Annotated in this window: 20 protein-coding genes and 1 tRNA gene; 14 read left to right on the top strand and 7 right to left on the bottom strand. The window is 63.5% G+C overall.

The window, feature by feature from the left end; all coding sequences use genetic code 11:
• Positions 1–6 precede the first annotated feature (6 nt).
• The 4 genes from FHS03_RS17255 to FHS03_RS17240 all read right to left on the bottom strand — a co-directional run bounded on the left by FHS03_RS17255 (position 7) and on the right by FHS03_RS17240 (position 4,777).
• Positions 7–2,223, bottom strand: a complete 2,217-nt coding sequence (locus tag FHS03_RS17255) for a xanthine dehydrogenase family protein molybdopterin-binding subunit (protein ID WP_183442172.1) — start codon at positions 2,221–2,223, stop codon at positions 7–9.
• 11 nt (positions 2,224–2,234) lie between these two features.
• Positions 2,235–2,693, bottom strand: coding sequence for a (2Fe-2S)-binding protein (locus tag FHS03_RS17250; protein ID WP_183442170.1), 459 nt, complete (start codon positions 2,691–2,693; stop codon positions 2,235–2,237).
• Between the two features lie 122 nt (positions 2,694–2,815).
• Complete coding sequence (locus FHS03_RS17245; RefSeq protein WP_183442169.1) at positions 2,816–3,541, bottom strand: DsbC family protein; 726 nt, start codon at positions 3,539–3,541, stop codon at positions 2,816–2,818.
• 12 nt (positions 3,542–3,553) lie between these two features.
• Positions 3,554–4,777, bottom strand: coding sequence for a UbiH/UbiF family hydroxylase (locus tag FHS03_RS17240; protein WP_183442168.1), 1,224 nt, complete (start codon positions 4,775–4,777; stop codon positions 3,554–3,556).
• 170 nt (positions 4,778–4,947) lie between these two features.
• On the opposite strand from FHS03_RS17240, the gene FHS03_RS17235 reads away from it, so the two are divergent.
• From FHS03_RS17235 to rnk, 4 genes are all read left to right on the top strand, one after another.
• Positions 4,948–5,023: transfer RNA gene (locus FHS03_RS17235), tRNA-Phe, on the top strand.
• A 150-nt stretch (positions 5,024–5,173) separates the two neighbouring features.
• Positions 5,174–5,428 carry a FitA-like ribbon-helix-helix domain-containing protein gene (locus FHS03_RS17230; protein WP_183442167.1) on the top strand — a complete coding sequence of 85 codons (255 nt, stop codon included), beginning with the start codon at positions 5,174–5,176 and terminating at the stop codon, positions 5,426–5,428.
• Positions 5,425–5,841: a type II toxin-antitoxin system VapC family toxin gene (locus FHS03_RS17225; protein ID WP_183442165.1), complete on the top strand. Its 417-nt coding sequence runs from the start codon at positions 5,425–5,427 to the stop codon at positions 5,839–5,841. Before FHS03_RS17230 ends, FHS03_RS17225 begins: the two co-directional genes overlap by 4 nt.
• Positions 5,842–6,202: 361 nt before the next feature.
• Positions 6,203–6,607 (top strand): nucleoside diphosphate kinase regulator, encoded by a 405-nt coding sequence (gene rnk / locus FHS03_RS17220; RefSeq protein ID WP_183442163.1) that lies wholly within the window; start codon positions 6,203–6,205, stop codon positions 6,605–6,607.
• A gap of 30 nt (positions 6,608–6,637) precedes the next feature.
• Here the strand turns inward: rnk and FHS03_RS17215 are convergent, their stop codons facing one another.
• Together FHS03_RS17215 and FHS03_RS17210 are read right to left on the bottom strand one after the other, a co-directional pair.
• Positions 6,638–7,036 carry a hypothetical protein gene (locus FHS03_RS17215; RefSeq protein ID WP_183442162.1) on the bottom strand — a complete coding sequence of 133 codons (399 nt, stop codon included), beginning with the start codon at positions 7,034–7,036 and terminating at the stop codon, positions 6,638–6,640.
• Positions 7,033–7,404 (bottom strand): BPSL0067 family protein, encoded by a 372-nt coding sequence (locus FHS03_RS17210; RefSeq protein ID WP_183442161.1) that lies wholly within the window; start codon positions 7,402–7,404, stop codon positions 7,033–7,035. Before FHS03_RS17210 ends, FHS03_RS17215 begins: the two co-directional genes overlap by 4 nt.
• A 200-nt stretch (positions 7,405–7,604) precedes the next feature.
• Between FHS03_RS17210 and FHS03_RS17205 the strand changes: the two genes are divergently transcribed.
• From FHS03_RS17205 to FHS03_RS17160, 10 genes are all read left to right on the top strand, one after another.
• The gene (locus FHS03_RS17205; protein WP_183442159.1) at positions 7,605–8,375 is read left to right on the top strand and encodes a ParA family protein; all 771 of its coding nucleotides are present in this window, start codon (positions 7,605–7,607) and stop codon (positions 8,373–8,375) included.
• 126 nt (positions 8,376–8,501) lie between these two features.
• Positions 8,502–8,981, top strand: coding sequence for a hypothetical protein (locus FHS03_RS17200; protein WP_229426258.1), 480 nt, complete (start codon positions 8,502–8,504; stop codon positions 8,979–8,981).
• Positions 8,982–9,079: 98 nt separating this feature from the next.
• Positions 9,080–10,036 (top strand): LysR family transcriptional regulator, encoded by a 957-nt coding sequence (locus tag FHS03_RS17195; RefSeq protein ID WP_183442157.1) that lies wholly within the window; start codon positions 9,080–9,082, stop codon positions 10,034–10,036.
• An 83-nt stretch (positions 10,037–10,119) separates the two neighbouring features.
• Positions 10,120–11,652, top strand: coding sequence for a GMC family oxidoreductase (locus FHS03_RS17190; protein ID WP_183442156.1), 1,533 nt, complete (start codon positions 10,120–10,122; stop codon positions 11,650–11,652).
• Positions 11,653–11,682: 30 nt separating this feature from the next.
• Positions 11,683–13,140 (top strand): aldehyde dehydrogenase family protein, encoded by a 1,458-nt coding sequence (locus FHS03_RS17185; RefSeq protein WP_183442154.1) that lies wholly within the window; start codon positions 11,683–11,685, stop codon positions 13,138–13,140.
• Positions 13,141–13,173: 33 nt separating this feature from the next.
• Positions 13,174–14,124, top strand: a complete 951-nt coding sequence (locus FHS03_RS17180; RefSeq protein ID WP_183442152.1) for a catalase family peroxidase — start codon at positions 13,174–13,176, stop codon at positions 14,122–14,124.
• A complete protein-coding gene (locus FHS03_RS17175; protein ID WP_183442150.1) occupies positions 14,121–14,681 on the top strand; it encodes a putative antibiotic biosynthesis monooxygenase in 561 nt (186 codons plus the stop codon). The genes FHS03_RS17180 and FHS03_RS17175 overlap by 4 nt, the downstream gene beginning before the upstream one ends.
• Positions 14,682–14,852: 171 nt before the next feature.
• Positions 14,853–16,322, top strand: a complete 1,470-nt coding sequence (locus FHS03_RS17170) for an alkaline phosphatase (RefSeq protein WP_183442148.1) — start codon at positions 14,853–14,855, stop codon at positions 16,320–16,322.
• Positions 16,323–16,392: 70 nt separating this feature from the next.
• Entirely contained in the window at positions 16,393–17,796 is a 1,404-nt protein-coding gene (locus tag FHS03_RS17165; RefSeq protein ID WP_183442147.1) for an alkaline phosphatase, read from the top strand.
• A gap of 15 nt (positions 17,797–17,811) precedes the next feature.
• Positions 17,812–18,489 carry a hypothetical protein gene (locus FHS03_RS17160; RefSeq protein ID WP_183442145.1) on the top strand — a complete coding sequence of 226 codons (678 nt, stop codon included), beginning with the start codon at positions 17,812–17,814 and terminating at the stop codon, positions 18,487–18,489.
• A gap of 50 nt (positions 18,490–18,539) precedes the next feature.
• Here FHS03_RS17160 and FHS03_RS17155 read toward each other — a convergent pair whose 3' ends face one another.
• Positions 18,540–19,940: a GntP family permease gene (locus tag FHS03_RS17155; protein ID WP_183442143.1), complete on the bottom strand. Its 1,401-nt coding sequence runs from the start codon at positions 19,938–19,940 to the stop codon at positions 18,540–18,542.
• Between the last annotated feature and the right edge of the window lie 11 nt (positions 19,941–19,951).

The raw sequence follows: 19,951 nt of genomic DNA, 5'->3' as shown, positions 1-19,951 counted from the left end.
CCATTGTCATGCCGTCGCCAGGTCGAAAGGCAGCTTGCGCAGGCGCTTGCCGGTCAGTTTGAACACCGCATTGGCGAAAGCTGGCGCCAGCGGCGGCAGGCCGGGCTCGCCCATGCCGGTGGGCGGTTCGGTGGATGGCACGATATGCACTTCCACCTTGGGCATATCCGGCATGCGCGCAATCGCGTAGTCGGCCAGCTGCGACTGCTCCACCACGCCGTCTTTCAGCGTAATGGCGGCGCCGGGCAAGGTGGTGCCGACAGCCATCAGGATCGCGCCCTGAATCTGGGCCTCGATGGTCAGCGGATTGACCGGCTGGTTGCAGTGCACGGCGGCCGTGACCTTGTGCAGCTTGGGCACGCCATCCTTGACCGAGGCAACGACCACATAGGCCGCCACGGTGTTGAACGATTCGTGCAGCGCCACGCCCCAGGCCTGGCCTTTGGGCAGCGCCTTCTTGCCATAGCCGGACTTGGCGACCGCAAGGTCCAGCGCCGCATGGTGGCGCTTGTGCTTGGGATCGATCAGCTTTTTGCGGTAAGCCACCGGATCGGCGCCGGCCGCGTGGGCCGCTTCGTCGATCAGGGTCTCCATCACAAAAGCGGTGTGGGTGGAACCGACCGAGCGCCACCACAGCACGGGCACATTGGCCTTTACGTTATGCACGCTCAGGTTCAGCGGCACGTCGTAGGGATCGCCCATGCCCTCGACCATGGTGGCGTCGATGCCATCCTTGATCATGAATTGCTCGAAGGGCGTCCCCGTCAAAATCGACTGGCCGACAATCACATGGTTCCAGCCTACTATCTGCCCTTTGGCATCCAGGCCCAGTTCGGCGCGGTGCACATGGGAAGGACGGTAATAGCCGCCCTTGATGTCGTCCTCGCGGCTCCAGATCACTTTCACCGGGCCGGCCTTGCCGCTGGCCTTGTAGGCCTTGGCGACGTTCACCGCCTCCACGATATAGTCCGAAGTCGGCACGGCGCGGCGGCCGAAACCGCCGCCCGCCATCATGGTGTGCAACGTGACCTGTTCCGGCTTCAGGCCGGCGGTGCGCGCGGCGGCCGCCTGGTCCATGGTCTGGAACTGGCTGCCGGCCCACACGGTGCAGGAATCGGCTTTCAGATCGACCACGCAGTTGAGCGGCTCCATCGGCGCATGCGCCAGATAGGGGAATTCATAGACGGCGCTGATTTTTTTCGGCGCCGAAGCCAGCTTGGAAGTGTCGGCCTTCTTCGCCGACAAACCGGCCTTGGCGGACAGCTCCTTGTACTCGGCCAGTTGCTTGTCGCTGCTGACCTTTTCCACGCCGCTGCTGTCCCATTCGATTTCCAGCGCCTCGCGGCCCTGCTTGGCGGGCCAGTAGCCGTTGGCGATCACCGCCACGCCGCTGCCGCCACGGTCAGTCGGCACCTGCACCACATCGACCACGCCGGGAATGGCCTTGGCCTTGCTGGCGTCGAACTTCGCCACCTTCGCGCCGAATACCGGCGGACGCGCCACCACGGCGACCTTGCAGCCTTCCGGCTTGAAGTCCATGCCGAACTGCTGCTGGCCGCTGGACTTGGCGCGCGCGTCGAGGCGCGGCGTGGGCTTGCCGATGATCTTGAAGTCCTTCGCTTCCTTCAGCGTGACCTTTTCCGGCATGGGCTGCTTCATGGCCGCATCGGCCACGGCGCCGTAGCTGGACTTCTGGCCGTTCGGTCCGAGCAGCATGCCTTTCGATGTTTTGACCTGGGCCGGATCGACCTTCCACTGCTCGGCCGCCGCTGCGATCAGCATCAGGCGCGCTTTGGCGCCGATCTCGCGGTACTGGTTCCAGGAATGGGCCACGGTGCCGGAGCCGCCCGTCATCTGGATGCCGAAAGCCGGGTCTTTATAGGCCTCGGCCGCCGGCGCCAGGGCGCCGCGCATCTGGCGCCAATCCACGTCCAGTTCTTCGGCGATCAGCATGGGGAGCGCCGTATGCACGCCCTGGCCGAACTCCAGGCGGTTGACTTGCACCGTCACCGTATTGTCCGGCGCGATCTGCAGGAAGGCGTTGGGCTGGTACACCGGCTTGGCTGTTTCGGCCGCGCGCGCGAAGCGATTGCCGCCGCTGATAAAGAAGCCCAGCACCAGGCCGCTGCCGGCCAATGCGCCCGCCTTCATGAAACTACGGCGCGATACCGCGCCGCTCTCGCCCACCACAACCGCATCCTGCTTCATCCATTCTTTACGCATGACGCTCTCCTTCAGGCGAGGGATTTGGCCGCGTCCTTGATGGCGGCGCGGATACGCTGATAGGTGCCGCAGCGGCAGATATTGCCGGCCATGGCGCTTTCGATGTCGGCGTCGCTGGGCGACTTATTCGTTTTCAGCAGAGCCGTGGCGCTCATCACCTGGCCGCTCTGACAGTAGCCGCACTGCGGCACATCATGCTTGACCCAGGCGTTTTGCACCGCCTTGCCCACCTTGTCGCCTTCCATCGCCTCGATGGTGGTGATTTTCTGGCCCACGGCCGAGGAGATCGGCGTTACGCAGGAACGGATGGCCTGACCGCCCATATGCACGGTGCAGGCGCCGCACAAGGCCGCGCCACAGCCGAACTTGGTGCCCGTCATATTCAGGTTGTCGCGCAAGGCCCATAGGATCGGTGTCGATGGATCGGCATCGAGCTGGGTATCGCGTCCGTTGATATTCAGCGTAATCATCTCTTACTCCTTGGCGTTGGCTGGGGCTTCGTGAAAGAGGTACAGGCACGCAAGCGATATGCGCGCCAATAATGATGCTGCGGGATGGCGGGCCTGGGCCCGGGCATCCCGTCGGATGATGCTTACTGCTTGATTGCGGACAGCTTGGATTCCAGCGTCTTGGCGTCGATCGCGCCAGGAACGCGGCTGCCGTCGGCGAAGAAGATCGCCGGCGTGCCGTTGATGCGCAGTTTTTGGCCCAGGGCCAGCACCTTGTCGTTCGGCGCCACGCAGCCTGACGGCGCGGCCGGCGCGGCCTTGTTGGCGACCATCCAGTCGTCCCAGGCCTTGTTGCGGTCGGCCGAGCACCAGATGTTTTTCGACTTGGTGAACGAATCTTCGGACAGGATGTTGTACATAAAGGTGTACACCGTCACATTGTCCATCTCGTTCAGGGTCTGCTTGCGGAAGCGCTTGCAGTAGCCGCAGTTCGGGTCTTCGAACACGGCGATCACGCGCTTGCCGTTGCCCTTCACGGTTTTCAGCGCCAGTTCCAGCGGCAGATCGCTGAACTTGATCTTGTTGATGTCGTCGATGCGGGCCTGGGTCAGGTCTTCGGTGGTCTTCAGATTGAAGATATGGCCCACCATCAGGTAAGTCGCGGTCTTGTCGGTGTAGCGGATTTCGTCGCCGATGCGGATCTCATACAGGCCGGCGTAAGGAGTTTCCTTGACCGAATCGACCTTCACATTGTCGCCCAGGCGCGGTTCGATCAGCTTTTTGATATTCGCTTCGGTGGGATTTTCCGCGCCGGCGCAAGCCATCAACAAGGCCGACATGAGCATCAATGCAAACTTACTTTTTTTCATACGTTCTCCGGTTTACTGCTTTCCAAGTGCTTGAGAAATCAGCCGGCGCTTCAGGCCCGGCAATTTGTCCAGCAAGTTTAATCCCAAATTGCGCACTACGCGCACCGGTTCCAGATCGGCGCCGAAAAGACGTTGCAAACCATCGGTGGCGATCTGCATCAGCAGCACGTCTTCCTTGCGCGCGCGGGCATAGCGCGCCAGCACGCGCTCGTCGCCCACGGAACGCTGCTCCTCGCGTTCGGAGATCACGCGGAGCAGGTCTTCCACATCGCCAAAGCCCAGGTTCATGCCGTGGCCGGCCAGCGGATGCACCACGTGGGCGGCGTCGCCCACCAGGGCCACGCGCTGCGACACCAGGGAATGGGGACGCATCAGGCGCAGCGGGAAATCGCGTACCACTTCCGGCTGCAGCGGCGTCAGGGCGCCCAGCTTGTCGGCCGCGAATTCGGCCAGGCGCGCGGCCAGACGCTGCGCGCCCTCGCTGCACAGGGTGTCGGCCAGCGCATCGGGCGCCGACCAGACCAGGGATACCTGGTTGCCCGGCAGCGGCAGCAGGGCCACGATGCCCTGCTCGCAGGTGAACCATTGGTGGGCCGCGCCATGGTGCGGCTTCTCGCAGGCGAAATTGGACACCACGCCGCGCTGGTGATACGGCCGGTAATCCATGCCGATATCGCACTGGCCGCGCACCCAGGAGTTGGCGCCATCCGCGCCCACCACCAGCGCGGCTTTAATCACGCTACCATCGTCCAGGTGCACGCTGGCGCCATCGTCCTCGCGCACCAGGGCGGTGGCGCGGCCGGAAACCGTGTGCACATTCTGCGCGAAGCGCAGCGCCGCATCCAAAGCCTGGTCCAGATTGCGCTCCTCCACGATCCAGGCCAGAGTGCCGGTATGGGCGCCGTACGCGTCAAAGTGCAGGCCGCCGGCATGCGTGCCATCGCCGTTGACCAGCATGGCGTCGACCGGTGCGATGCGCGCCTGGTCCATGGCGCCCCAGACCTTGAGGCGGGACAGCAGATTGTAGGCGGTGTGATTCAGCGCATATACGCGCACATCCCAACTCGCTTCCAAGCCGGGCTTGGCGGCCGGCGACGGCGGCGGCCCCAGCAAAGTGACGCTGTGCCCGGCCTGAGCGAAGGCCAGAGCAGTGGTTTTGGCGATAGCACCGTTGCCGACAATGCAAACCGCAGTCTGCACGTGGTGCCGCGTGGACGATGTGGACAGATTGTTCATCCGGCCATTATAGCCCTTGCCATAGGGCAGAATGCCTTGCGCGAGAGGGAATTTCTGGCTTGATACAGGGCGCGCGACCAGCGCTTCCGCCCCTGAGTCGGCAATTTTTCAGGAAAAACTTCCCTGGCGCTATTGCAAATGCTTTTTCGCGTGCTATAATCTTGCCTCTTGGCCTGGTAGCTCAGTTGGTAGAGCAGAGGATTGAAAATCCTTGTGTCGGTGGTTCGATTCCGCCCCGGGCCACCAAGAATATAGAAAACGCCACCTTCGGGTGGCGTTTTTGTTCGTGGGTTCCACACCCCTCGTATCCGCTCCATTTTTAGGCATCCCGGCTTGCGAACATGCAGTCAACACCATATTATGAATGCGTCGCAGGCATTTGTATGAGGTGATGCTATGGCAATGTTAACTGTACGCAATCTACCAGATGATGTGCATCGCGCCTTGCGCGTGCGTGCCGCCCAACATGGGCATAGCACGGAGGCCGAAGTTCGCGCGATTCTATCGAATGCGGTCAAGCCGGAGACCCGCCTTCTCATGGGTGATGCCCTGGCGGCGTTGGGCCGCGAAATTGGCGTGACGGACGAGGACATCGACATATTGACCCAAGCAAGAGACAAGTTGCCGGCCGATCCGCTCAGGCTTGAATGATCGTTCTCGATACCAACGTCGTTTCTGAAGCGATGAAGCCCGCGCCCCACCCTGCTGTGCGGGCATGGTTGAACGCGCAAGCGGCCGAAACCCTGTACCTGTCCAGCGTAACGCTTGCCGAGTTGCTGTTTGGCATACGGACACTTCCGACCGGAAAACGCCGGGATATATTGGCGCAAGCCCTTGACAGCCTGATGCACCTTTTCCGCGGCCGGATACTCCCCTTCGACACTGATGCAGCGCGGAACTATGCCAAATTGGCGGTGACGGCCAAAGCCGCCGGACGTGGATTTCCAACACCGGATGGCTACATTGCCGCGATTGCGGTGTCACGCAGATTCATCATCGCATCACGCGATACGGCTCCCTACGAAGCGGCCAATGTCACTGTCATTAATCCCTGGGAATCGTAAGGCAATTCCACAAGCCATGCTGGCGCATTGTCGTTTCTGAACAGCCACCAAGAAGACAGGCACCGCCATCTTCGGGTAGCGTTTCCGTTTTCAGGAGCGAAGCCTTCATCCCCGCGCGGGACGCGTTATACTCGCAGCCATGATGACCCTGGCCGCCATTCCAACCCTTTGCAATGCCTCCCTCAGCGGGCGCGCATCGGGTATGCCTGTCGTGGCCGGCCTGCTCTTCAACCGCAATCTCGCCTGGCTTTCCTGGGCTCGGTGAGGCCCTACCGGACCTGTCCGGCAATCCCCGCCTCGCCGAGCCGCTCCCGCTTACCGCTTACCTTTCAAGCCAAACCGAAAACCAGGAGAATTGCCAATGAAACCCCATATCACCATTTCCTCGCTCGACGCCGAGCGGCTGGAAGCCCTGCTCGACGCGCCACGGCCTGCCGATGTCACCGGCCAGGCGCTGCTCGACGAACTGGCGCGCGCCGACATCGTGGCGCCGGAAGACATGCCGGCCGACGTCGTCACCATGAATTCCACCGTCCGCTTTGAAATTATCGGCGCGGGCGAAGAACGCTGCCTCACACTCGCCTACCCCAAGGATATGGCTCATTTGCCAAACGGCATTTCCATTCTCACTCCGATTGGCGCCGCCCTGCTGGGCCTGTCGGTGGGCGATACGATGGAGTGGCCTCGTCCCGATGGCCAGTTGCTGCAAGTTCGCCTGCTGGAGGTGCTCTACCAGCCGGAGCGGGCTGGAGAATATTTCCGGTAACAGCGCATGCCGCCCTTCGCCGGCATAATGCTACTTGCACCAGAAATTCAAGCTATAGGGAACAACCCCATGGTCACGCCGCGCGCGCCAGCGTGCGGCACATCTTCGCGCATTGGCCAGTTCAAGGCTGAGATAGCGATCCGTACCGGCATAGACACAGTCGACCTCATGCTTAAAGCCAACGACCTTTTCAAGGTGCCAGATTTGGTAGATAAATCCTGCCTTTTCACGCTCTTCCCACGGCGGCGTAGCATAGTATTCACGATCCGGACCAGGCAAATCCTGGGCTGGGTAGGACATTACACGCACTGACTCCAGCGCTTTCTGCCCGATGCCCCAGTCCGCAGGCGCGAATTGGGGGCAGCTCAGTTGGCCGGCCGAGGCGAAGCCGGCGAAAGTACTGGCGAGAACAAGGATTGCGGTCTTCATTTGACGACTGAATAGTGTTCAGCGCGTAGAAATGTCTGAGCTTGTGAACGACCGAAATAGAGCACACGCCGGTGAGGCGCCTTACCTTTCCATTGGTGAAACACCTCAATCCCGTTACTAACCCAGCGCAGAAAAATGGCTGCGTGATTACCATGTGGCCAATTTGGATAACGGCCGTCGAAAAATGTGGCGATGGCTGTTCCTGCTGCGATGGGGGCATTAATTTCAAGTAAATCAACCAGCTTATCGCCTTCTCGCCAGGTAGACGACGCGGGTGCGCCTGTCAGCTCGCGCACCAGGGCTACACACTGACCATTTCCGAAAATTTTTGCTTGTTCTGTAAAATTCTTTTTTGCAGTGTAAGGCATCGTGAGCTCCAAGTAAGATGACGGAAAACTTCATCCTAGGATGTGGTTCAGAATGCACCTTGCGTTAAAGCAACTACCGCGTGCCGGCGAGGAAAGGTCCACCGCATGTCAACAACACGATAATCTGCCCCGACTTGTCCACTTGCTGCGCCGCATCATGCTAGAATTCTTGCATTCTTAGCCATTTCATGGGCCAGCGTATGAAACGGGTGATCTTCAATCAGAAGGGCGGGGTCGGGAAGTCGACGATTGCGGTGAATCTGGCGGCCATTGCGGCGCACCAGGGCAAGCGGACACTCTTGATCGATATCGATCCGCAGTGCAATTCCAGCCGCTATGTGCTGGGCGCGGCCACTACCGAGGTGGCGCCGACCCTGGGCGCCTACTTCGAGCAGATGCTGAGCTTTTCCATGTTCGCCAAGGAAGCCAGCCACTACGTCCACACGACGCCGTTCGAGAACCTGTCCATCATGGTGGCCCATCCCGAGCTCGGCGATTTGCAGTCCAAGCTCGAATCGCGCCACAAGATTTATAAGCTGCGCGACACGCTCAAGGAGCTGAGCCAGCAATACGATGAAATTTTCGTCGATACGCCGCCCGCGTATAACTTCTTCACCCAATCCGCCCTGATCGCGGCCGATACCTGCCTGATCCCCTTCGACTGCGACGATTTCTCGCGCCAAGCCCTGTACACCCTGATCAATAACGTGAAAGAGATCAAGGCCGACCACAACGCCAACCTGAGCATCGAAGGCATCGTGGTCAACCAGTTCCAGCCGCGCGCCCTGCTGCCACAGCGCCTGGTTGACGAACTGAAGGAGGAAGGCTTGCCGGTGATGGAGAACAAGCTGTCGAGTTCGATCCGCATCCGCGAATCGCACGAGCGCAACCTGCCCATGATCCACCTCGACCGCAACCACAAGCTGAGCCAGGAATTCCTGGCGCTGTACGGCGAGCTGCAAGCCGCCTGACCGCCAGCGTTGCCAGACAAGCCACCTGCGGGTGGCTTTTTGCTGCCTGTCGCCACGGCGCACCGTTCAGAATTTCTTAGTGACAACATGATATAGTTGGCATCAGTTTAGATAAGGAACGGTTTTATGAAGACAATGGCACTTGCCATCGCCGCCGCGCTGGCATTGACTGCCTGCGCCAGCCCGGAACAAGCACGCATCACCGAAATCGCCGGCACGCCGCTGCGCGACCTCAATATTTCCAAGCCCGAGATTCCCGCCGCGCTGCGCGAGGCGCTGGACAAGCCTTATGCCACGCCCGCGCAACAGGATTGCCCCAGCCTGGCCAGCCAGGTCGATACCCTGGACGATCTGCTCGGCCCCGACATCGACGCGCCCGAAGAAAAGCAGGGCCGCACCGAGATGGCGCGCGACATGGCCAGCAAGGCCGCCACCGGCGCCCTGCAAAACACGGTGGAAGGCGCCATCCCCTTCCGTGGCTGGCTGCGCAAGCTGAGTGGCGCCGAGCGCCATTCCAAGGAAGTGCAGAACGCCCTGCTGGCCGGCAAAATCCGCCGCGGCTTCCTCAAAGGCGTGATGCAAACGCGCGCCTGCAGCCTGGCCTGATTCGCGGCGCCAACACGCAACTTGCTCAATAGTAGCGGCTGCACGCCAGATCCCGTTATCATGCCGACGCAGAAAAACGAGATGGAGCCAGCCAGTCAATGAACAAGTTCGCGGAAATGCATTTCTTTGTGGCGGTGGTCGATGCCGGCAGCATGTCGGAGGCCGCCAAGCGCCTGGGCACCACCAAGTCCATGGTCAGCCAGCGCATGCAGCAGTTGGAGCAGCGCCTGGGCGTGAGCCTGCTGGCGCGCGGACGGCAGATGATGGTGACGGAACCGGGCCAGATTTTTTACGCCCACAGCGCGCGCATCCTGGCCGAGGTGAGCGAAGCGGAAAACGCCGTCCTGGCGGGACAGGCCTGCATGCGCGGCAGCTTGCGCATTGCCGCGCCGATGGCCTTCAGCATCGGCCATCTGGCGCCCATGCTGGCGCGCTTCGCCAGCCTGCATCCCGAGCTGCGCATCGACGTCGAGGCCGACGACCGCCGTGTCAACCTGAATGACGAGAATTACGACCTCGCCATCCGCCTCGGCACGCTGCAGGATTCCAGCCTGGTCGCCAAGCGCATGGCCGTCAACCGCCATGTGATCTGCGCCAGTCCGGAGTATCTGGCGGAGCGCGGCACGCCCGCGCGGCCGGAGGATCTGCAGGACCATGACGGCCTGCTGTACGTGCACCGCGAACCGCATGGCATGTGGCAGTTGCCCGTCGATGGCGAGGTCCGCTCTTTCCGCATCCGCAACCGCATGCGCACCGATAGCGGCCATCAGTTGATGGCCGGGGCCAGGCAGGGACTGGGCCTGGCCATCCTGCCCACCTTCCTGTGCGCCGACGCCGTCGCCAGCGGCGCGCTGCGCATCGTGCTGCCCGAGTTTGCGCCTTCCGGCGGCATGGTGTCGGCCGTGTACCGCCAGTCGCACCGCGCCTCGCTCAAGATCCAGACCCTGGTGAACTTCCTGATCGAGGAAATCGGCTATCCGCCCGTGTGGGAACTGCCGATCCAGGAGCAGTTGCAAGCCGTTTCCAGCGATCGTTCGGAAAAAACGAACTTCTGATTCGTGATTCATCGGCTTATGCAAAATCGCTAATCCCCGTAGTCTTCGTTTCGCGGATTTCCCGCGGCTTTGGAGACTAAGAGATGAACGACGCAGTGCATGGCAAGCAGACCGAGAATGCTGTTTTCGACGTGATCGTAGTGGGTGGCGGCTCGGCCGGCGCCGTGATGGCGAACCGCCTGAGCGCGGACGGCAAGCGCAACGTCCTGCTGCTGGAAGCGGGACAAAGCTACGAGCCGAATGCCTATCCCGCCATCATCGCGCAAAGCGACATCCTGGGCGCCAACGGCGATGCGCAGCATGAGTGGGGCTATCAGACCGAAGCCGGCTATGTGGGCCACCCGATCGCGGCGATTCGCGGCAAGGTGCTGGGCGGCAGCTCGGGCGTGAACGGCGCGGTGGCGCTGCGCGCCCGTCCCGAAGATTTCAAGCGCTGGAATCTGCCCGGCTGGAGCTACGAGGATATGCTCCCGCACTTCAAAAATCTGGAAAGCCGTTCCGGCGGCAGCGACGAGCTGCATGGCCGCTCCGGCCCGCTGCCGGTGCGCCAGCTGGAACGCGCCGACATCACGCCGATGCAGCGCGCCTTCCTCGACGCCACGCTGGCCAACGGCCACCGTGAGATCGCCGACTTCGACGCCGCCGATGCCAACGGCGCCGGTCCTTACCCAATGAATATCGTCGACGGCGTGCGCGTCAACACCGGCATGGCCTACCTGACGACCGCCGTGCGCGAGCGGGAAAACCTCTTCATCCACGGCGACAGCACGGTCGATAAAGTCCTGTTCGACGGCAAACGCGCCGTGGGCGTGCAGATGGCGAACGGCGCGCGCCTGTATGCCGGCGAAGTGGTACTGTCGGCCGGCAGCTACGGCAGCGCGGCCATCCTGCTGCGTTCCGGCGTCGGCCCGCAGGCGCATCTGCGCGAACTGGAGATTCCGCTGGTGGCCGACCTGCCGGTGGGCCAGAACCTGATCGACCATCCTTTCTATTACAACGCCTACGCCGCCAAGCCGGAAGCCATCGGCGCGCAAACCCCGGTGATCGGCGCCAAGCTGTGGACCCACAGCAGCGGCGCGGCCCAGGGCGAGCTGGATGTGCATATCACCGCCACCCACCTGTTCCCGCATGAGCAAAGCCCGACCAAGGTCGGCTTCGTGCTGGCCGTGGCGCTGACCCGCCCCCTGTCGCGCGGCCGCTTGTCCTTGAACAGCCGCGACCCGCTGGCCGCGCCGAAGATCGACCTGAACTTCCTGGCCGAGCCGGAAGACCGCGCGCGCCTGCTGGAAGCGGTCAAGCTGTCGCGCCGCATCGGCCAGACCGCGCCGCTGGCGGCCATGGTGGACAGCGAACTCAATCCCGGTCCCGACGCCCAGTCCGACGAAGCCATCCTGGCTTCGATCAAGGCCACGCTGGATACCTATCACCACCCGACGTCCACCGCGCCCATGGGCCATGCCGGCGCGCCGCAAGCCGTGGTCGATTTCGAAGGCAAGGTACACGGCCTGACCGGCCTGCGCGTGGTCGACGCCTCGATCTTCCCGGACGTGCCGTCCGTGGCCACCAATGTAACGACCATCGCCGCTGCGGAACGCATCGCCAGCCGTTTCGCCTGAACCCCATAACACTGATAAAGGAGCACACACATGAACAAGAACATCGCATTGAACTGGATCGGCGGCGAATGGACCGATTCCGGCATCCATAAGGATTCGATCAATCCCGCCAACTACGAAGTGATCGGCCAATATGCCGACGGCGGCCTGCGCGAGGCGAGCGACGCGATCGCCGCCGCCAAGCGCGCCTTCGTCGAAACCGAGTGGAAGGAAGACCGCGCCCTGCGCGCCAAGGCGCTCAATGAGCTGGCCGACGCTTTCGAGCGCCACAGCGCGCAGCTGATCGACATTCTCGCCACCGAAAACGGCAAGGTGAAGGGCGAGGCCGAATTCGAAGTCAGCATGGTGCCGTCCAAGCTGCGCTACTACGCCGCGCTGACCCGCACCGAATATGGCCGCGCCGCCGATCCCAAGCCGGGCCGCCTGTCCGTGGTGCTGCGCGAAGCGATCGGCGTGGCCGGCATCATCGCGCCGTGGAACTCGCCCGTGGTGCTGATGATCCGTTCGCTAGCCCCGGCCCTGGCCGCCGGCTGCACTACCGTCATCAAGATGCCGGGCCAGACGGCGCAGACCAATACCCTGGTTTCCCGCATCATGTCGGAAGTGACTTCGCTGCCGACCGGCGTGGTCAATCTGTTCAGCGAATCGGGCGCGGAGGGTTCCAAGTGGATGATCGAATCGCCCGACGTGCCGGCCATCAGCTTCACCGGCAGCACAGCCACCGGCCGCGCCATTTCCGCCGTCGGCGCGCAGCGCCTGAAGCGCTTCGGCCTCGAGCTGGGCGGCAAAACCCCGATGATCGTGTTTGACGACGCCGACATCGAAGCCGCCCTGCCCAAGCTGGAGAAAGCCCTGACCGTGTTCGCCGGCCAGTTCTGCATGACCGGTTCGCGCCTGCTGGTGCAGTCGGGCATTGCCGACAAATTGCGCCAGCGCCTGGCCGAACGCCTGGAAGCCGTCAAGGTCGGCCCGGCCTCCGATCCAGCCAGCGAGATGGGACCGCTGATCGACCGTCCCAACGTGGAACGCGTGAACCGCGCGGTCAACGAAGCCATCGCAGCGGGCGCCAAGGTGATCGTGCGCGGCGGCCCGGTGGCGCAAGGCCCGCTGGCCCAGGGCGCGTTCTACCGTCCAACGCTGCTGGAGGTGAACGATCCCGATATGGACATCGTGCAGAAGGAAACCTTCGGTCCGGTGCTGACCATGCAGGTCTTCGACAGCGAGCAGGAAGCCATCGCCCTGGCCAACAACAGCGAATACGGCCTGGCCGCCAGCGTCTGGACACGCGACATCGACCGCCCGCTGCGCGTGGCGCGCGCGCTGGAAGCAGGCACGGTCTGGGTCAACGACTGGGCCGTGGTGTACGACGAATTCGAGGAAGGCGGCGTCAAACAGTCCGGCCTGGGCCGCCTGAACGGCATGGCGGCGATGGACGACTTCATCCAGTTCAAGCACATCACCATGACCCACGGCCTGGCGCAGCGCTAAGCCAGCCCCCTAATTTTTTGAAAGATCCAGTCCGTGAACAAGGATAAGCTTTACGACGATATGCTCGACGCGCTGACGGCCAGCTTTGGTTGCCATGAAGGCTTCCGCGTCAGCCATGCCAAGGGCATCGTCGCTCTCGGCACCTTTGTCGCCGCACCCGGCGCCGCAGCCATCACGCGCGCGCCGCATTTCCAGGCCACACCCATTCCGCTGCAACTGCGCTTCTCCAATTTCAGCGGCGTGCCCACCACGCCCGATGGCGACAGCATGGCCAATCCGCGCGGCCTGGCCCTGCGCTTCCAGCTGGAAGACGGCACCAGCCACGACATCGTCGCCCATTCCCATGACGGCTTTCCCGCCGGTTCGCCGGAGGAGTTTCTCGGCTTCCTGCAGGCGATCGCCGCCAGCGTCGCGCCGCAGCCCGATGCGGAACGCCTGAACCGCTTTCTGGAACAGCACCCGCGCGCCAAGGCCTATCTGGAAGCGCCCAAGCCCGCGCCGAAAAGTTATCTGTCCGAGCACTACTTCGGCCTGAACGCTTTCCGCTTCATCAACGCGGCGGGTGAGGTGCGCCACGGCCGCTACCGCATCGATCCGCTGGCGCCGGCCCCGCACCTGACGGATGCCGAAGCGCTGGCCATGCCGCCCAACTTCCTCAGCGCGGAACTGGCGCAGCGCCTGGATGCCGGCGCCGGTCTGATGCGCCTGATGCTGCAATTGGCCGCGCCGGGCGATGTGCTGGACGACTGCTCGCAGGTCTGGCCGCGCAGCGGCCCCGAAGCCCGTCAGGAGATCATGCTCGGCACCATCCGCGTGGAGGCGCTGGCGGCCGACACGGCGGCGCAGCCGGCCTTGCAGCGCAGCCTGGGTTTCAGTCCGGGCGGCGCGATCGACGGCATCGAAGCGTCGGACGATCCTTTGATTCCGCTGCGGCGCGAACTGTACGCGCGCGCCATGCAGCGCCGCCAGCGCGCGGCGGCATGAGCGCCCTGCCCGCGCCGGACCTGAGCACCAGCGTGATCGTGCACGATGTCCATCCGCGCCATCGCGCCGACTACGAACGCTGGATGGAGCGCGCCACGCAGGCGCACCAGCGCTTTCCCGGCCACGTCGCGACCGACATCCTGATGCCGGCCGGCGCGGGTTTGCGCTATGTGGTGATCCTGCGCTTTTGTTCGTCGGCCAGCGCCAGCGAATGGCTGCTGTCGCCGCTGCGGCGCGCGTTGCTGGAAGAGGCGCGGCCCTGGCTGCTGGGACGCGACCGTTTCCGCGTGCACGACGACGCCGAATTCTGGTTTGCGCCCTCGCAGAATGGCCCGGCGCCGGCGCGCTGGAAGCAGTGGCTGCTGTCCACCTCGGCCGTGTTTCCGCTGACAGCCATCGTGCCGCCCGTGGTCAGAATACCGGGGCAAAGCTTTGCTCCCGGCCTGCCTGTTGCCGCCGAGATGTTCGCTTCAGCGGCAATCATCTCGGCGCTCATGGTGTACTGGATCATGCCGCGCCTGACGCGCGCGGCATCGGCCTGGCTGTCGCGGCCCTAATGACGAGATTACGCGCCCTGCGCGTCTTCTCCGGCGCCGCGGCACGCGCAGCTTTGCTGAATATTTTTCATGCAAATATGACGGTTTGATGACGAAACTTAACGTTCCGTCATGAACCCGTCACACGCCATTGGTATGGTGCAGGCTTTTCGACACCCCGGACTAACCGCCATGCCAAAGTTCCCTCTGCGCGCCGCGATCGGCGTATGCGTTGCTCTTGCCCTTGCCGCCTGCAGCAGCAGCGACAATAACTCGGGCGACACCACCGCCCCAGTCACTCCTGTCACGCCCACCACGCCGAAGAACATCATCTTCTTCCTGGGCGACGGCATGGGCCTGACCACCATGACCGCCGCGCGCATCTACTCGGTGGGCGAAGATGGCGACCTGACCATCGACACCCTGCCGGAAACGGCCTTCGTCAAAACCTTCTCCAACGATTCGCAAGTGACCGACAGCGCGCCGTCGATGGCCGCCTATATGACCGGCGTGAAGATGAATAACGAAGTCATCTCCATGTCCAGCGACACCACCGCCATCGATCCGATCAACGATACCGCCGGCAATAAGCTGGGCAACAACTGCGGCAGCAAGAACGGCACGCCGGCCACCACGCTGCTGGAACTGGCCAAAGCCAAAGGCCTGTCCGCCGGCGTCGTCACCACCACCCGCGTTACCCACGCCACGCCAGCCGCCACCTATTCCCATATCTGCCACCGCGATCTGGAAAACGATATCGCTGCGGCCCTGGTTCCAGGCGGCACCGGTTACAACAGCGCGCTGGGCGCCAACGGCATCGACGTCCTCCTGGGCGGCGGCAGCCAGTTCTTCACGCCGGTCGCTGCCAAAGGCAAGCGCGCCGACGGCCGCGACCTGATCGCCGAATTCAAGGCCAAGAACTACGCCTACGCCAGCAACGCCGCCGAATTCAACGCCATCGATGCGGCCAAGACCGATCGCCTGGTGGGCCTGTTCACCTCCAACCACATGAGCTATGACCTGGACCGCGATCCGGCCAAGGAGCCTAGCCTGGCCGATATGACCACCAAGGCCATGGACGTTCTGGCCAAGAACAAGAAGGGCTACTTCCTGATGGTCGAAGGCGGCCGCATCGACCACGCCCTGCACGAAACCACCGCCAAGAAAGCCCTGCACGACACCGTGGCCTTCGACAACGCGATCAAGGCCGCCATCGCCAAGGCCAAACAGACCGACCCTGAGCTGAAAAACACCCTGATCGTGGTCACCGCCGACCATGACCACACCCTGGTGCTGAACGGCTACGCCAAGCGTACCGGCAAGACCGCCGCCAACAATGCCGGCGTGCTGGGCGTGGTGAAAAACTACGTCACCGGCGCCGTGGAAAAAGACGCCGACGGCGCGCCTTACTCCATCATCGGCTTCGGCAACGGCGAGAACCGCACCCAGGGCAGCCGCTCCGCGCTGGCCAGCCTGGACGACAGCGTCACCAGCGCCAACACCTACCACCAGGAAGGCGTGATCCGCGTCAGCGCCGGCAACGAGACGCACGGCGGCACCGATGTCTTCCTCGGCGCGATCGGCATGGGTTCCGAAACCTTCCTCGGCACCATCGACAACACCAAGGTGTTTGGCCTGATCAAGGCCGCCGGCGGCCTGTAACAAGCCTTGTGAGGGCCGCGGCGCGCGCCGCGCCCTCCTGCAATCAATTCTTTCTGGACTGGATCCAAATATGAAACGCAATCTGCACCGCTCCCTGCTGGCCCTCGCTGTCGGCACGGCATTCTCCCAGGCCGCCGTGGCGGCCGATGCCAAGAACGTCATCTTCTTCCTCGGCGACGGCATGGGCCCGGCGACCGTGACCGCCTCGCGCATCTACAAATACGGCGAAGACGGCAGCCTGACCATGGACAAGCTGGAACGCACCGCCCGCATCAAGACCTTCTCCAACGACGCGCAAACCACCGACAGCGCGCCGTCGATGGCCGCCTACATGACCGGCGTGAAGATGAACAATGAAGTCATCTCCATGTCGGCGGAAACCGTGGCGACAGAACCCAGCAAGGACGCCAACGGCAACCTGGGCGTGAACAACTGCGCCGCCACCAATGGCAAACCAGCCGTCACCATCCTGGAACTGGCCAAGGCCAAGGGCAAGGCCGTGGGTTCCATCACCACCACCGAGCTGACCCACGCCACCCCGGCAGCGACCTTCTCCCACATCTGCAACCGCAATGCACAATACGCGATCGCCGCGCAGCTGGTGCCGGGCGGCGCCGGCTACAACAGCGCCCTGGGCGACGGCGTGGACGTGCTGATGGGCGGTGGCCGCAACCACTTCACCCCGTTCGACACCACCAATAAAGGCGGCCGCGCCGATGGCCGCGACCTGCTGGCCGAACTGAAGGCTAAGGGCTACACCGTGGCCGCCAACAAGACCGAGATGACCGCCGCGCCGCTGGACAAGAAATTCATCGGCCTGTACAGCGCCAAGAGCCATCTGCAATATGAGCTGGACCGCAGCACCGCGGCCGCCGGCAGCGAAGGCGCCAGCCAGCCCACCCTGGCCGAGATGACCACCAAGGCCATGGATCTGCTGTCGAAAAACCCGAACGGCTACTTCCTGATGGTCGAAGGCGGCCGCATCGACCACGCCCTGCACGGCACCAATGCCAAGCGCGCCCTGGTCGACACCATCGCCTTCGACGACGCCATCAAGGCGGCGCTGGACAAGGCCAAGGTACTCGATCCGGAACTGAAGAACACCCTGATTGTGGTCACCGCCGACCATGACCACACCCTGACCATCAACGGCTACGCCAAGCGCGGCAACCCGATCCTGGACATCAACCGCGACTACCGCAACAACCAGCCGGGCAAGGACGCCGACGGCAATACCTACTCCACCCTGGTCTTCGGCAATGGTCCGAACCGTCCAAACGTGCGCACCAACCTGGATAGCGCCACCGTGCAGGGCAACGACTATCTGCAGGAAGCCGGCGTGCGCCTGAGCAGCGAAACCCACGGCGGCGGCGACGTCAAACTGTTCGCCACCGGCTCCGGTTCCAAAGCCTTCAAGGGCACGCTGGACAACACCAAGGTGTTCACCCTGCTGAAATCGGCCTTCGGCTTCTAAGCAATACGGAGCAGCATGAAATCCCTGAAGTCTTTTCTGCTGTTCGCGGCCAGCCTGTGCTCCTTCGCGGCACAGGCTGCGCCTGCGGCCCCCGATCTCGATCTGGGCATCAGCTTCTACAGCAAGGTCATCACCGAAGAAGGCGTGACGCGCGAAAGCCGTTACGAGGAACGCTGGCTGCGCCGCACCGGCCATGTGTGGGTCGAACGCGTGCTACCGCAGCGCGCCAAGGACAAGCACGAGCACAAAGGCAGCGGCCACCGCCACTTCAATCCAACGCAGCTGGCGCGCCACGTGATGCTGGAAAACGGCACGCTGAAACTGGAATACGTGGACGCCCACGCGCGTGAACGCATCGCCGTGCCGCCGGGCGAGTATGGCAATGTCAGCTTCAACGGCTCCTGGGACGGCCAGTTCTACCTGGTGTCGCCAAAGATGGTGGCGGACATGCCGCTGTCGGCCCGCGCCTCCGACGTGCCGGGTGCGCGCTGGCGCGAACGCGAGAAGAACGGCCAGTTCCAGCGCGTGCTGTGGGATGACGCGCGCCAGATCGCCCTGGTGATCGAAAGCGGCGACCGCGCCGGCCAGGAATTCCAGCGCATCGAAGTGCGGCCGTCCAAGGCCAGCGCCACCGCGCCCTGGAACAAGCTGGCGGGCTACAGCCTGCGCGAGTACGCCGACTTCCTCGACTGAAAAGCGGCAGGTGGCGCGGACCGGGTGCGCTCACCCGCCGCGCGCCTTTCTTATACCAATCCCGTCAGGTAATACACACCGATCACGAAGAACACCGCCGCCGTCTTGATGATGGTGATGCCGAAAATGTCCTTGTAAGACTGCTTGTGCGTCAGCCCCGTCACGGCCAGCAGGGTGATCACGGCGCCATTGTGCGGCAAGGTGTCCATGCCGCCGCTGGCCATGGCCACCACGCGGTGCAGCACTTCGAGCGGGATATGCGCCGCCTGGGCGCCGGCGATGAAGTAGTCCGACATGGCGGCCAGCGCGATGCTCATGCCGCCCGAGGCCGAGCCGGTGATGCCGGACAGCGTGGTCACCGACAGCGCCGCATTCACCAGCGGATCGGGCACGCTCTTGAGCGCATCGCTGACGGCGATAAAGCCCGGCAGCGATGCGATCACGCCGCCGAAGCCATATTCGGAGGCCGTGTTCATCGAGGCCAGCAGCGCGCCGCCCACGGCCGCCTTGGTGCCTTCCGCGAAGGCGGCACGGATGCGGCCGAAGGCGCTCACGCAGACCAGCACAATCCCCAGCAGCAGCGCGCCCTCCACCGCCCAGATGCCGACCACGGTCTTGACGCTGGTGGTGACGGGCGCGTGCAGGCCGGGCAAGGTGGCGCTGGTGAGCTGGTGGCTAGCGCCGTAAGCGTCGCGGATCAAGTTGGTCAGCACGAAGTTGGCCACGCCCACCAGCAACAGCGGCGCGATCGACAGCAGCGGATGCGGCAAGTCCTTGGCCTCCTTGCCTTGCTGGACGGCGGCGCTGTCGGCGCCATAGCCCTCGCCCTTGGCCATGGCGGCGCGGCGCCGCCATTCCAGGTAGAGCAGGCCCACCGTCACCGTCATCACGGAACCGGCGACGCCGAGCCAGGGCGCGGCCCAGCCGGTGGTCTGGAAGAAGGTGGTGGGAATGATGTTCTGGATCTGCGGCGTGCCGGGCAAGGTATCCATGGTGAAGGAAAAGGCGCCCAGCGCGATCGCGCCCGGCATCAGGCGCTTGGGGATATTGCTTTGCCGGTAAAGCTCGGCGGCGAAGGGATAGACGGCAAACACCACCACGAACAGCGACACGCCGCCATAGGTCAGCGCGGCGCAGACGGTGACGATCACCGCGTTGGCGCGCGAACGGCCGATATAGCGGATGGCCGCCATCACGATCGATGCGGAAAAGCCGGACAGCTCGATCAGCTTGCCGAACACGGCGCCCAGCAGGAAAACCGGGAAGTAGAGTTTGACGAAGCCCACCATCTTTTCCATGAAGATGCCGCTGAAGGCGGGCGCCACGGCGGAGGGATCGGTGAGCAGCACCGCGCCCAGCGCGGCGACGGGGGCAAACAGGATCACACTGTAGCCGCGGTAAGCGGCCAGCATCAAAAAGCCCAGTGCGGCCAGAACAATCAGAAAGGACATCGGCGACTCCC

Origin of the sequence: Pseudoduganella violacea, from assembly GCF_014191875.1 — a bacterium.
Classification (GTDB): domain Bacteria; phylum Pseudomonadota; class Gammaproteobacteria; order Burkholderiales; family Burkholderiaceae_D; genus Rugamonas; species Rugamonas violacea_A.
Note: the sequence above shows the minus strand (reverse complement) of the source record. Positions and strands in the feature narration are given on the sequence as shown.